We start from the raw sequence: 13,877 nt of genomic DNA, 5'->3' as shown, positions 1-13,877 counted from the left end.
GATCGCCGTCATTATCGATCCGGGACCAAGGCACTCGCTTGCGCGCGCGAGGCAGCGGATGAAGTCGCTGTGATCGTCGCAAAACATTCTTGCCGGAAATGCGAGCGCCTCACCTGCCGCTTTTCTGCGACCGGCCATTTGGCGATCGCCTCCTCCCTGCATATGCTAGGCGTTCCCGAAGTGGAGGCTCCGCGGCTGACTAATCTTCCCATGGCGCACTGCGCGGGAGACCATGACGTCCTCCCATATCTTATAACCCTCGAACCGGCAGCCAAGAACAGACGTTCCGTCAAGAAGGTCGACTGATATTCCCGGTCCCGATCATATCTGGCGCTGCCCTGCCCTCCATTCATGTATGCATCAATGGCGTCTTCGATATTCGGTCGGCGTCATGGCCTTGGCAAGGTGAAACTTCCGCGAAAAATGCGCTGCACTGGCGAAACCCGATCGCGCAGCGACCTCTGCGATTGTCAACCGCGCGTCACCGCCGTCAAGCAGGGTCATGGAATGCGCTATGCGCATATTTTCAAGTACCGTGCAAAAACTGCTCGATTCCCGCGCGAAAAGGGCATGAAGATAGCTCCTTGAAATGCCGAGCGTACGCGCCACGTCGGCAGGCTTCAGCCCCTCCTCGCCCAGCCGTTCGCGAATCGCGCCATAGGCCCGGCGCAGTAACGCAACCTGATGCGTGGTAGTCTCGCGGCGCGCCGGGGCCAGCGCCATGAGCAATAGTTGCAGTCCTTGTTCCAGCATGACTGTGGGGTCGACCTCGCCGCTATCGCCGCCCTCATCAATCGCCAGGAGATAGGCGGCCAGCGCTCGTCCCCAAGAGCTTGCCCCGTCAATACGACGCGCGGAAAGATCCTCGACATGGGGCGAATGACGCTCGACCCACGGCCGGGGTAGCCGGAAGCTCAACGTGCGCAACGGCAGAGAGAAATGGTGAAAATATGGCATGGCTGAATCCGCGACGAAACAGTCGCCCGCGCACGCGATATCTTCCCGACCGAACTGGCCGAACCTGACTTCTCCTTCCAGCAACAGGTTCACGATGATGTCATCACTTCCGTCCGAAGTGATCGCCGTCTTCGTGCGCTGCAAATGCTGCGGGCTGCTGGCGACGCGGATGATGTCGCTTCCTCCAAAGCTCCTGACATCGAACCGCGCCGCGAAATGATCGGGGCACAGCGTGTCGACGGCCATGCCAAATATCTCACTGCCAATCGATTCACACCAAAGACGAACCGATGTCCGGACATCGGCATCGGGAGTTGTCCACTGGATCGCGTTCGCCATGATACCCTCCTGCGGCGGTTTCTCGCCTATTCAGGTCACTTCATAATTGATGTGGCTGATCCTAATCTCCATCACCTTCGTCAGTTCAGCAACCTTGGCGCGCACGTCGGCGCGCCCCTCGCTGGCCATCATGCGAGCAATACCGCTCTCATCGTCGAAATGAACGAGCATCTGACAGAGCATGTCATCGTTTCTATCCTCGATCGCGCGCGGCCATAAGGTTTCCACGTCGCGAACGCCGTCGAGACAGGCGATCGCCGGAGCGACCTCCCGCTCGATCGCATCGCGGAACGCCGCGGCATTCTCCTGCGCCGGCGGCCCCTCGAAGAAAGCGCTTCTAATCCACATGACCGTCCTCCTCAATAGATCCACGAGCGCCAGTTCTCGAGCGGCGCGGTGACCGTTCCCTTCACGCGACGGCCAGCTCTTCCGGGAAGCCGAAGATTTGGCCAATATGAACGGAGTCCGCATATTCCTTGCACGCCGACACCTTGCCGTCGCGTACCCACAGAAGGAAATGATAGTCGCTTTCATAGACCTTGCCGCTGCGCAGCAGCAGATGGCCCTTGGCGGTCATGCTGACGCGATCATCCTCGGCTGTCACCTCGTCGATACGAAATGTCAGCGGGCCCGCAGCTCCAGCGAACAGTTGGGGAATGATCTCGAGCCACGCGCTTTTCGAGTGCAAACCCGAAAATTTGTTGTTCGGCGCTACCCACCAAGTCACATCGTCCGTCGTCAGCGCGCTGATTGCAGCAACGTCACCTTTGGAAATGGCGTCAAACAAGTCCTTCACGACTTTTTTATTATCCTGCACGCTCATCCTCTCTCCTTTCTTCATGATAATCGCCTCGGGCTGACCGAAGCGAACTTTCTTCAGCCTTCCCCGACAAGTGGGACGCGGAAGCAACCGACCGCCGGATCTTCTCCCAGATCCCACAGCAGCTTGGTGGTCGTCGCGAACTGGATCGTCCGCGCCGCATCGAAATGTCGGTCGTGGCCGGATCGCTGCCGCAGCGCGGCCTCCGCCGCAAAAAAATCGGGCAGTGCGTCGGCATGATCGAACCAGAACTCGTCCGCCGCGTCGCAGCCCTTTGCCGCTGGGAAATTATGCACGAACCCTTCCATGGGCCGATTTTGCACATAGGAGCGGATGACGCGCCGTAGGCGGCGATCGTCGCGTACCGCCGCACTATATCCTGTTTCCCAATAGATTTTCGCGGCAGCGGGATCGGCCGTGGAATCCAATGCCATGAAGCGGAAAAGCTTCACCGCACAGTCCTCGGTCGGTCCGAAAATGTGCGACGGCGAAGCGGCAACGAGGAGGAGATCATCCAAGTCGAGGAAGCGCTTCTCGTCTTCGCGCAACTCGGCATAGCGGGGCTCGGCAAAGGCCGTCCAGAAAGCGTCCAGGCTATAGAACCAGCATTCGGAAACACCAACATAGGCACTTCCTGCAACACCCTTGTCGCGATCCTCCTCCATGAGGAAATTCTGCACATATTTCACCATGTGCCGACTAAATTCGGGGACGGACGCGGCCAGCTTGCCATGCCGACAGCGATAATGATCCAGGCAGCGTTGCCGGCTGATATCCTTCCGATTGGTGAATACCGGCATGAACTTCAACATCTTGCCGTCCTCCGAAACCATGCCTGCGGGAAGCGTCAGAACCGATAGCTGACAGAAACGCCATAAGTGCGAGGTCGTCCGGTCTGTCGATAGGTGAACTCGCCGAGATAATTGGCGTTGGTCCAATAATATTTGTCGGTCAGATTGCGTATCCACAGCTGGCCCCGCCATGCATCATCCCGGGCGTGGATGCCGATTCGCAGATCGATGAGCGTGTAGGGGGCGATCGTGAACAGCGGATCTCCGCCGTATCCCGCATGGGTCCGGCCCTGATAATTGACGTCGACACCGGCAAAGCCGTTGATCGTATCGCTGATCGGAGCATCATAGTTGACACTCGCGTTCGCTGCCCATTTCGGGGTCAGTTCGAAGGACTCTCCCTTCAAATTGGTGGCAACGCCGATCGGCGTGAGGCTGGGAAAGTCGGATTTTACCTTCGAGTCCGAATAGGTCAAATTTCCTTCCAGCGTCAGACCGGTCACAGGCGCCGCGATAATCTGCAGTTCCGCGCCCTTTACCTGGGACTTGGGAATGTTGAACAGCTGCTCGATCGTGCCGAAGATGATGTCCGACACCTTGCCGCGCAATTGCTTGTCGCTGTAGTCATAGTAGAAGAGCGCGCCGTTTAGCTGAAGGTGACGATCCAGCAGCGACAGTTTCGTGCCGATTTCATAGGCCAGAATGCCTTCCTGTTTCGCTGGCGTATATTGCGTGCTCGAATTGCCGCCGACAGTCGGAAAACTTCCCTGCTTATAGCCTTGCGCGACACTGGCGTAGAGAAGAGTCCCAGGCGAGGGCTTGTAGTTGATCGCCCCGCGCCATGAAATATTGTCTTCGCTGCTGCTATCCCGCTCCATGCCGATAAAGCCGGTCGCGGGATTGAGCGTGGTACATCCACCGACCGGAATGGTGGTTCCGTAAATATAGCTGAAAAGATTGGCCCATTTCCCGCCACCGATCGGCCCCGGATCGCCCAGGCATCCTTCGAATTTGCGGGTCTGCTTGGTGTAGCGAATGCCCGCCTGCAGATTTAGACCGCTGGTCAGTTCATAGTCCAGATTGCCAAAGCCGGCATAGGTTTTGGCGGACTGTCGTGAATGGGTCCGACCGATCCCGATATCCAGGCCGAGCGCGTCAAGACCATGTGCCTGAGAGCCGTGGCGGATGATATAAAGCGTATTGTCGTAGATTCTGTCATAAGAATAATTACCGCCAAGCACATATTTCAGCCGGCCGGCCTGGCCTTGCAAACGCAGCTCCTGCGAGAAGCTTTTTACATAGCCGTCCTGCGTACTTCCGACGGCCTCCGCATTCGTTCCATCGGAATCTACGAATTGATCTTGCTTGAAGTGCTGATAGGCCGTGATGGCGATGACGTCGGCACTGTCACCGATCGCGAAGGTCGTCTTCAACGCGGCCTGATAATACCAGTTGTTCCGGCGAAAATTCTTGTCGGCATCCCAGTCGGCCAGTCGATTGTCACCCGGTGGTGTAAAGACCGCGGCCAGTTCTTCGGGCTGGACCGCCTGGGGATTATTGGGCTGAAAACTGGTCGCAGCCAAGGCCTGACTATCGGACTTGTCGATGAATCCGTTGAGGTTGAGTTCGAACGTGAGAGCCTCGCTGGCCTGCCAGTCGATCAGCATGCGGCCCATGGTCACATGCGTGGAACCGGTCGTATCATCACGCGACACGCTCTTCTGCCAGTCCCCGCTCTGGTGCGTACGTACTGCCAGGCGAGCGCGCACGGTGTTGGACAGCGGACCACTGATGAAGCCTTGCACATCTGTGTCCATGAAGCGACCGAGGCTGGCATCGAACCCCGCCTTGAATTCATCGGTCGGCTTGTTCATGATGAAATTGATCGCGCCGCCAGTCGAGTTCTGGCCGTAAAGTGTACCTTGCGGCCCCTTGAGGACCTCCACACGTTGAATGTCGAGCGATGTGCCCAGCGCCATCCGGGTATAGGGGAGCGGAATTTCATCGACATAAGCTGCAACCGGCGAACTTGCAGCAAGGCTTGATTCATAGAAGCCAACGCCGCGCAAGGTCAGCACCGGCGTGCCATAGGGGGTTTCGGTCGCGGTAAGCCCAGGAACGATCTTGGTGAGATCCGCCGTACTGGCGACACCTTTCGCAAGCAAGCTGTCGCCTGATGCTGCAACGACCGAGATCCCGACATCGTTCAGCTTTTCCGACCGGCGCTGCGCCGTCACCACAATATCGCCGATGCCAACGTCTCTGGATGCAGATCCCGCCCCGGATTGGGCCCATGCCGGCCCATATGTGCTGACCATCGCGAGCGGCAGGCCGGCCAGCAGCATAGGACGAGGGATGCGCAGTTGCTTCGACATGATATCCTCCCTTTATTTCGATTATCTGAGAGCGATGCGCTCGCAGCGCATTCTGAATGAATTCTCAGTCTCTTTGGTGTATGATCGCGCCTGCTCGATCGTCAACAAAATTGAGTAAATCCTCAAATTTTATTGCCTGTCGAGTTCGGCCCGCGGCCGGAATGTGCCGGCGGCATATGCAGGCCGACATTGGCTTGGGGACAACATTTTCTCTCAAATGCGGCCCGTGCCATCAGCTAAGGCGAAACTCAAAAGCTGTCCGCCGGATCGCCTTTTCCAGAAAATCAGCGGGAGGCCGAGCCGCACATCCTTTGAGCGACGATCCATTCAAACGAAAGGATGCCCTGGATCAAGTCCCACGAGCAAACGACCATAGGTTTCAAGATTGGTATTCGGCGCCAGAGTGGCATGGACATGGCCGACGCGAATATCCTGCCACACGGCCGTAAACGCATTAGACGCCCCGCCCAGTGAAGCACCTGATGCCGTAGCCAACAGGTCGATCGCCTCACAGACCATGCGGTTGCTGAAACCGATATCGCGCTTCAGCCGAGCCCGGTCATCCAGCGCCATATCGCCACCGCGCTCGGCCGAATCCTGGATTTCGTCGACTGCGTTTCCAAGCAGATAACGACAGGCATCGAGCTTGGCGGAAGCCTCTCCCAACTGCAAATGGGTAATAGGCGCGTCCCGCTGGTCGTCATACCGCGAATAAAACAGCTTCTTGGTCTTCATCTGCTCGATGAAGATGTCGAGCGCACCATAACCCATGCCCAGGACAGGGAAGCCCAGCGTCGCCGTGAACAACGGCATGAAAGGCGAACGATAAGAGGGCTGCCCGGCCAGATGCGGCGAATTGTAAATGCCTCTGCCGGCGTCGGACATGGATGTGATATATTCGTCCGGCACGAACAGGTCTTCGACGATGACGGTCGAACTTCCCGTGCCACGCATCGCAACGACATTCCAGTCATCAAGGATCTTCACCTTGTCGGCGGGAACCAGCGCAAGACAGTCGAGCGCGACCTCATTACCATCAGCGTCGAAGCTCGGTACGCCGAGCCCATCCCAATTTGCGTGATAGATGCCCGAATTGAACGGCCAGCGGCCCTGCTCGATATGAATGCCGCCATCGACCTTGCGGATATTATACTGCCGCGGCGTCTGGACTGCTGCCGCGCGAAATCCGCCCGGCGTTGCGAAGACCCTGTCGGCCACCGACTTCGGGAACATCGCCGCCACCATCCAATTGACGGTGTTCAAGATCGCCAGCACCCAAGACGCCGACCCGTTTCCGCGCCCGACCTGGACGAGAACCTCCATATAGGTCCGCCAATCGATCTCCTGCCCGCCATATTGGCGTGGGATGGTGAGGGAAAACAGACCCGCCTCCACCATCTTGTCGACCAGATCGTTGGGCAGTCGACCAAGCGCATTGATCTCGGGCGTTCTCTTCCTGAGTTCTGCAACCAATGCGGTCGCGGCCATGACCGGATTGACCGGGTCGCCGCCCGGCCCGGCCTGAACCGGATGCGTCGCCATAATAGCTCTCCTGCTCGAACAGTCGTTACGACTGTCCGTTGTTTGATTTTACGATGCCGCGGAGCCGCCCTGTCGGGCGGTCTGCTCAATAATCGAGGGGGCTTACGCCTGGCCGGGGATCGATCGCCCAGCTCTCGTAACCGCCCTCGCGGCTGATCAACCCGTCACGGATATGGAAGATATGGACGAGCCGCATCTTGACATGGGTTCCGACCGGATAAGGGCAGTTTTCGAAACCCGGCCCGCGAACCTTGAACGTCACCCACATGTCGTCAACAACCCGATCCGCAGTGCCAAAGCGATCAATCGGGAAGAACTGGATACCCTCGGCAGCTTCAAACACGCCCAGATAATTTTTCCGGATCTGTTCCTTGCCCTTGTACGACACCCCGCGAGCCGGTGCGTCCCATATAGCGTCGTCGCTATAGAGACGCATGCAAGCATCGATCTGTGAAGGGTTTTCTTCATGGAAATGCTGCTCGACGAGGTCCAGCGCATATTCGATTTCTTCCTGCGGCGTCTTGTTGAGGAAGCGCCGGTCAAGCACGTCCGCGCTATTGGCTATAGTGGTCGCCATACCTTCTCCCGATGTCGTCATTTTTAATAGTGACATTTTGTCTACTATTAGATTCTAGTAGCGTCAATAGCTTCGTTGCGCGCCGCCACGGCGTTCCGTCGCGCGACGAAACCGCCGCACGCCAAGGACGAAACGCAATAGATTTCAAAGATATATGCGTTATTCTAGGCAGCGCTCAGCGATGAGCGCGCCACCATTCATAATGGCTGGGTGCTGTTCTGCGCAGAAAATCGGAGCCCCTTTTCTGACCATCGATGGCACTGTCCTGCGTGGCACCAAATCCGCAAAGCATCATGATGGTCAGCGATTCGATGAACTCAGCAGGGCGCTCCACGCCCTGGCTGATCGTGCTTATGCCGTTCATCAACGCACCATTATTGAAGGTAACCGCCGCATCGAGCCGCGCGAAACTCAGCACTCCCGCCCGGACCAAATCGTCGACGTCGCCTGTGACGCGACGCATGAAGGGCGACGTCTCGCTCACGACATGCCTGCTTCGCGCAACGAAATTACCCCAATTGGGTTCATCCACCGCACGCCACAGGAAGAACTGGATGCCGACGCTCGCGCGAATCAGCGGTTCAGTGAGCGGATCCTGAATGGGATCAAGCACGCGCACCATCTCGTCCGCCAGTTGATGCCCGAGCTCCGCCGCAGCCTCTTCGAGAGATGAGAAATATTTGTAGAAGGTCGCGCGCGAAACTCCGGCCGCTCGGATGACGTCGTCGATCACCGCCGGATCGTTTATCCCCCGATCGGCAGTATAAACGTCGAACGTCGCCTGCAGCAGCCGGCTGCGCATCCGTTCGCGGCGGGCGCGCGCAAACGTGACCCTATGATCTTCCTGTGCAGCCGATGCCTGGTTCACGCTCTTGTCCCAACCCGATTTCGAAAATGGGCAACGTTCCGGTGCCCCTTCTCTCAACAGCGGCACGATGAGTCGCGCCGCGACGGGCGTCTATACATTGTGCGACGACGACCGACGACCCGGCATGACGTCTGAGGTGCAAGAGTTTGAAGTCTCTCGGACAAGGCTCGCACGGCAAGCCGATGATAGATGAACAGAAAGGACAGGCAGCGATAAGGAGGGAAAGCGGCTGTGCGTTTCCGAACAAAAGTGAAAAGAGCACTTGGCTGGACGACCCTCACATGGCGGAAATAGATCTCGCCGATGATCTGGAGGACGCGCGTCACTATCTCGAAAACGCGCTTGGGCCAGATTACAATGACGCGCTTGTACGCGCCTATCTGGAAGCGGCACCCGAAATGGTCCGCTTCGTCGAAGCCAACACCCATGTCCGCTTCGAACCCAGCCTTCTGCCTGACTACGAGCCATCCCACGCTGGCGCGCATGTCGGACGAACGATGTTTACGAAGGACTTTGACGGGCGTGAGATGGGCGCCCTGTTACGCAGGCTGCGGCCGGCTCGCGCGGAACTGACCCTTCAGGGCATGCAGTTCAATTTCGCTGACGCGGCCATCGCCATGAAGGTGACGCGCTCGCCGAAGGCGGCCCTCTACATGCTGCGACTGCTCGGACGCTTCATCACCGACAAGCTGCGCCATGGCCGCACGACACGTCTGGTCGGCGGCAACGCCCTGGCGGCGCGCCTGCTTCTGTCTGCGGCGGAATGCGGGGTCGCCCTGCGCGCGGAGACCGCCGCCGTCGAGCTGATAGAGGAAGAAGGGGCTGTTCGGGGTCTCATGGTAGAGCACCAAGGCAAACGGTCTCCGGTCAGGGCGCGCTTCGGCGTCGTGCTTGCGTCCGGCGGCTACGGCGCCAACGATGCCATGCGCCGGATGCATCTGGTGCAACCGGATGAGGCCTGGTCCTATCAACCCCGAGAATGTAGCGGCGATGGCATCAGCATGGCGCAACGCCTGGGGGGACGGCATATCACCGATAACGCAGCCAATGCGATCTGGATGCCCATGTCGGTCGAACACAATCCCACGGGCGAGGATCGGACCTTCGCGCATTTCGCGCTCGACCGCCACCTTCCAGGTGCCATCGCAGTGAACGACAAAGGCATCCGGTTCGTCAACGAAGCCTTTCACTACCAGCATTTCGTCAACACGATGAACACACTGGGACTCAAGCGCGCCTATCTGATCATGGACCACCGCTTCCTGCGACGCTATGGCGCCGGCCTTGTCCGCCCGGCGCCGTTTCGGTTCGGCAAGCATCTTCGCTCCGGCTATCTGATGCGTGGACGGTCGATATTGGAACTTTCCCGAATGCTGGACCTTCCTCCTGGCGCCTTGGCAAGCACCGTCGCACGCTATAATGATGGCGCGCGCCGGGGCGCAGACCCTGAATTCCGTCGAGGTGAAGACGTCTATTCGACGGCCATGGGCGATCTCGATCACACGCCCAACCCCAATGTCGCCCCAATCAAGGATGGCCCCTTCTACGCAATCACCCTTCATCCGGGTGATCTGTGCACAGTCAGTGGGCTGGAGGCCGATGGCGAGGCTCGTGTCATCGGAGCGGAGGGTGCACCGATAGAAGGGCTATATGCCGCCGGTCTCGACATGAATTCCCTGGTACGTGGACATTATCCAGCTGGCGGGCTGGCGATCGGTCCTGCGATGACCTTCGGCTATATAGCCGCCAAGAATATCGCGCGGCGATCGAGGAAGAATTTGGTGCATGAACTGCTGCCGTGAGAAGCGGTCATCTTGATCCGGTCACAACGAAAATACGCTCGTGTTGAAACGGCGGATCTGGGTCATACTGCTGGCGTGGAAAAGATGATTTGAAAGCGGTTTGCCCTACCGTTCGGCACTTCAGGCGATCTGCCCCGAGACCAGAGCATTTTCGAACAGATAGATGTCGGACCGCGATCCGGCCCGACGGGATGCCAGATAAGGCTGATAACGCAGGTCCGCCATGAAGCTGCGAGCGGCCGCCAAATCGGGAAATTCGAACACGGCGGCGCGATCGGGCGCTGGCCCCTCGCCTTCAAGCCGCTCCACGCCGCGTCCGCCGCTCAGCTGGCGCGCGCCATGGGCCGCCAGCAGCGCGGGCACTTCGGCAAAATAGCGTTGCGTCCAACCTTCATCCAACATGGTCATGCAGACGATCATGATTGCGGACATGACATGCTCCTCCGCTGTTATTCAGACGATGTAATGGGCGGTGGTTTTCGCAGCGATCTCGTCGGCCGTGACGCCAGGCGCCATCTCGATCAATCGGAAGGCCTGAGCGTGATCGGTCCGCTGAAACACCGCCAGGTCGGTGATGATCATGTCGACGACATTCTTGCCGGTCAGCGGCAGGGTGCATTGAGGAATGAATTTAGGGCTACCGTCCTTGGCGCTGTGCTCCATCGCCACGATGATCTTCCTCACACCTGCGACCAAGTCCATCGCGCCGCCCATGCCCTTGATCATCTTGCCCGGAATCATCCAATTGGCGATGTCACCGCCTTCGGAAACCTCCATCGCGCCCAGCACAGTAAGATCGATATGCCCGCCCCGGATCATCGCGAAACTGTCAGCCGAGGAAAAGAAGCTTGAAGATGCAAGCTGGCTAATCGTCTGCTTGCCCGCATTGATCAGATCGGCATCCTCTTCCCCCTCATAGGGAAAAGGGCCGATGCCCAGCATGCCATTTTCCGACTGGAGCGTGACGGTCATGCCATCGGGGATGTTATTAGCCACCAGGGTCGGAATGCCGATGCCCAGATTCACGTAATAGCCGTCCTGCAGTTCGCGCGCCGCCCGCGCCGCCATCTGGTTGCGATCCCAACCCATCATGCCGTCTCCTTCTGCCGCACGGTACGGAACTCGATCTGCTTGTCATAAGGCGCGCCGACAATCAGCCGCTTAACATAGATGCCGGGCAGGTGGACATGATCCGGATCGAAGCTCCCCACCGGCACGACCTCTTCCACTTCCGCGACGCAGACCGGCGCCGCGGTTGCCATGACCGGGTTGAAATTGCGCGCGGTCTTGCGGAACGTCATGTTACCCGCTTCATCCGCCTTCCACCCCTTGACAATCGCCAGATCGGCACGGATGCAGCGTTCAAGGACATAGGCCTGTCCGTCAAATTCCTTGATTTCCTTGCCCTCGGTGACAAGGGTGCCAATGCCGGTCTTCGTGTAGAAGCCGGGAATGCCTGCTCCGCCCGCCCGGATGCGCTCGGCAAGCGTGCCCTGCGGATTGAATTCCAGTTCCAGTTCTCCGGCCAGATATTGCCGCTCGAACTCTTTATTTTCCCCGACATAGGAAGCGATCATTTTCTTGATTTGGCGATTGCGCAGCAGCTTTCCGAGACCGACATCGTCGATTCCGCAATTGTTCGAAACGATCGTGAGATCGCGAACGCCGGATTCCAAAATGGCATCGATCAGCCGCTCAGGAATGCCGGCGAGCCCGAAGCCGCCCACGCACAGGGTCATCCCGTCTCTCAACAGGCCCGACAGGGCGTCTTGCGCGCTCGAATAGGTCTTGTTCATCGAACGTCCTTAGGCCTTTGCAGTTTCGAGGATGGAGACGGCGCTATTGACCGCGCCGCCACCCATGTTGAGGCACAGGCCAAGCGCCGGCGACGTCTCGATCTGAAGATCTTCCGCTTCACCGAGCAGCTGGCGCGCGATCATGACGTGCATCGACACGCCGGTCGCGCCGACGGGATGTCCCTTGGCCTTGAGACCGCCCGACAGATTGATCGGCAGGCGGCCGCCCCGCTCCGTCTGACCTTCACATACGACCCCGGAGCCGTGCCCGCCAGGCGCCAGGCCGAGTGCCTCGACCGACAGCAGTTCGGCAATGGTGAAACAATCATGCACTTCGGCCAAGCCGATATCGGCCACTGTGACGCCGGCGGTTAGATAAGCCTGGGCGACGGCGCGCGCGGGCCCCTCGAACGTTTCGGGCCGCTTCGCCGACAGCGGCAGATAGTCGCTTACCATCTCTGCGGCGCGGAATGCCACGGCACGATCGAACCGGCCAAGTTCCGAGCGATGCGCGATCACGACCGCCGCCGCGCCATCCGAGATCAGCGAACAGTCGCTCAGCTTGAGCGGCGGCGCGATCATCGGGTTTCGATCAGAGACGCTCAGAGCATAATCGAGCTCGATCGGCCTTCGCATATGCGCCAAGGGGTTACGCATCGCATTGGCGTGGTTCTTCACCGCAATGCGTGCCATCGCTTCAGTGGGGTCTTCATAGGCCTGCGCATAGGCTTGGGCGAAGCGAGCGAAGATTTGCGGAAAGGAAAGCCCCGCTTCTTCTGCCTGATAGCTGGCGCCACTGAGTGCAGCAGTGACGCCAACCGTATCGAGCCCCGTCATTTTCTCGACACCAACAACCAGCGCCACGCGACAACGGCCGCTCGCGACCGCATCCAGCGCCGAATAAAGAGCAGCGCTGCCCGAGGCGCAGGCATTTTCGCAACGGATAGCCGGCTTGAACCGCAGGCCGGGGTCCGCATGCAGGATCATCGAAGAGCAGAAGCCGTCCGGCACCAGACCGGAATTGAAATGACCTAGCCAGACGCCATCGACATCCGCCCCCTCGATACCTGCATCTACCAATGCCTCCTGCGCAGCATCCTTGATCAACTCCTCCAGGCCGAGCCTGTCGAGCTTGCCGAACCGCGTGTGCCCCGTGCCGACGATGAAGGCATCCATGATCCGACTTCCTCTTTCCAGGTGGTACATATTTCAATTTAATTGTACCAATCTGAATTCACTGTCAATCGGGTATAGATTGCCTTTCGCTTAGAGGCTGCGTTATCGGGCTGCATGACGGTCTGGATCATACCATGAATAATCCCCCACAATCGGGAGCCCCCCCCGGTTCAGCTTGGCGCCCACGGCAGCTGGAACTGCTCGCCGGAATCGAAGCTATTTTCTTCGCGCGCGGCTATCGCGCTGTCACGATGGATGATCTTGCCGCCGAGTTGCACTGCTCAAAACGCGCTCTTTATGAGATTGCGTCCAGTCGGCGTGCGCTGTTTCTGTTGATCGTCGGACGATGGTCCGAGCGAATTCGCATCTTGGGCCAGGCGGGCGCCGAGCAGGAACAGGATCCTAAAGCGCGGCTGGAAGCATTTTTGGCGCCGGGCGTGACCCAGACGGTCGGACTGACCGAAAATTTTCTCACCGACATCCAGAGCCTCCCCGCCGCGCGTGCCCTGCTGGACAAGCATCAGCGCGAACGCATGGACATGCTGCGCACCATTGTCGAAGACGGCATTCGCGAGGGCCGCTTTGCGGCGCTGCACGCTCATCTCGTCGCCGGCGTGTGCCTCGCGGGAATCACCCGAATCAACGACCCGATCTTTTTGCGGGAGGCCGGGCTCACTTTCCACACTGCGTTCGCCGAACTCTATCGTTTGCTGATGTGGGGCCTTCAGGCAATTCAATCTGATGATGCGTGATCTGTCGTAAACCCTGTTTTCGACGGCAGTCGTCGACTCATTTCCACGGCATCTGGAACCACCCGGAGTAAATGGCTCCGGG

General features: G+C 58.9%; 14 protein-coding genes. 2 read left to right on the top strand and 12 right to left on the bottom strand.

Going from position 1 to position 13,877, the window contains the following annotated elements:
• Positions 1 to 360: 360 nt before the first annotated feature.
• The 8 genes from K426_RS08970 to K426_RS08935 form a co-directional block, all read right to left on the bottom strand.
• Positions 361 to 1,296: a helix-turn-helix domain-containing protein gene (locus K426_RS08970; protein WP_082748494.1), complete on the bottom strand. Its 936-nt coding sequence runs from the start codon at positions 1,294 to 1,296 to the stop codon at positions 361 to 363.
• Positions 1,297 to 1,326: 30 nt separating this feature from the next.
• Positions 1,327 to 1,644 (bottom strand): hypothetical protein, encoded by a 318-nt coding sequence (locus tag K426_RS08965; protein ID WP_066556076.1) that lies wholly within the window; start codon positions 1,642 to 1,644, stop codon positions 1,327 to 1,329.
• A 61-nt stretch (positions 1,645 to 1,705) separates the two neighbouring features.
• On the bottom strand, positions 1,706 to 2,119 hold the full coding sequence (locus K426_RS08960) for a nuclear transport factor 2 family protein (protein ID WP_066556075.1): 414 nt from the start codon (positions 2,117 to 2,119) through the stop codon (positions 1,706 to 1,708).
• Between the two features lie 53 nt (positions 2,120 to 2,172).
• The gene (locus K426_RS08955) at positions 2,173 to 2,928 is read right to left on the bottom strand and encodes an EthD domain-containing protein (protein ID WP_158511731.1); all 756 of its coding nucleotides are present in this window, start codon (positions 2,926 to 2,928) and stop codon (positions 2,173 to 2,175) included.
• 35 nt (positions 2,929 to 2,963) lie between these two features.
• Positions 2,964 to 5,282, bottom strand: coding sequence for a TonB-dependent receptor (locus K426_RS08950; RefSeq protein WP_082748490.1), 2,319 nt, complete (start codon positions 5,280 to 5,282; stop codon positions 2,964 to 2,966).
• 327 nt (positions 5,283 to 5,609) lie between these two features.
• Entirely contained in the window at positions 5,610 to 6,824 is a 1,215-nt protein-coding gene (locus K426_RS08945) for an acyl-CoA dehydrogenase family protein (RefSeq protein ID WP_066556071.1), read from the bottom strand.
• Between the two features lie 85 nt (positions 6,825 to 6,909).
• A complete protein-coding gene (locus tag K426_RS08940) occupies positions 6,910 to 7,401 on the bottom strand; it encodes a nuclear transport factor 2 family protein (RefSeq protein WP_066556070.1) in 492 nt (163 codons plus the stop codon).
• 175 nt (positions 7,402 to 7,576) lie between these two features.
• Positions 7,577 to 8,269: a TetR/AcrR family transcriptional regulator gene (locus tag K426_RS08935; protein ID WP_066556068.1), complete on the bottom strand. Its 693-nt coding sequence runs from the start codon at positions 8,267 to 8,269 to the stop codon at positions 7,577 to 7,579.
• A 281-nt stretch (positions 8,270 to 8,550) separates the two neighbouring features.
• Between K426_RS08935 and K426_RS08930 the strand changes: the two genes are divergently transcribed.
• Positions 8,551 to 10,071, top strand: a complete 1,521-nt coding sequence (locus K426_RS08930; RefSeq protein ID WP_066556066.1) for an FAD-binding protein — start codon at positions 8,551 to 8,553, stop codon at positions 10,069 to 10,071.
• A gap of 120 nt (positions 10,072 to 10,191) precedes the next feature.
• Here the strand turns inward: K426_RS08930 and K426_RS08925 are convergent, their stop codons facing one another.
• From K426_RS08925 to K426_RS08910, 4 genes are read right to left on the bottom strand one after another with little or no spacing between them, the layout of a single operon-like run.
• Entirely contained in the window at positions 10,192 to 10,503 is a 312-nt protein-coding gene (locus K426_RS08925) for a DUF1330 domain-containing protein (RefSeq protein ID WP_066556065.1), read from the bottom strand.
• Positions 10,504 to 10,524: 21 nt separating this feature from the next.
• Positions 10,525 to 11,160 (bottom strand): 3-oxoacid CoA-transferase subunit B, encoded by a 636-nt coding sequence (locus K426_RS08920; RefSeq protein ID WP_066561568.1) that lies wholly within the window; start codon positions 11,158 to 11,160, stop codon positions 10,525 to 10,527.
• Entirely contained in the window at positions 11,160 to 11,867 is a 708-nt protein-coding gene (locus K426_RS08915; protein WP_066556061.1) for a CoA transferase subunit A, read from the bottom strand. The genes K426_RS08920 and K426_RS08915 overlap by 1 nt, the downstream gene beginning before the upstream one ends.
• A gap of 9 nt (positions 11,868 to 11,876) precedes the next feature.
• Positions 11,877 to 13,043, bottom strand: a complete 1,167-nt coding sequence (locus K426_RS08910; RefSeq protein WP_066556059.1) for a thiolase domain-containing protein — start codon at positions 13,041 to 13,043, stop codon at positions 11,877 to 11,879.
• A 134-nt stretch (positions 13,044 to 13,177) separates the two neighbouring features.
• Between K426_RS08910 and K426_RS08905 the strand changes: the two genes are divergently transcribed.
• Complete coding sequence (locus K426_RS08905) at positions 13,178 to 13,795, top strand: TetR/AcrR family transcriptional regulator (RefSeq protein WP_066556058.1); 618 nt, start codon at positions 13,178 to 13,180, stop codon at positions 13,793 to 13,795.
• Positions 13,796 to 13,877 lie beyond the last annotated feature (82 nt).

The organism is Sphingobium sp. TKS (genome assembly GCF_001563265.1).
In the GTDB taxonomy this organism is placed as follows: Bacteria; Pseudomonadota; Alphaproteobacteria; order Sphingomonadales; family Sphingomonadaceae; genus Sphingobium.
This window is presented reverse-complemented; position numbering and strand designations above follow the sequence as displayed.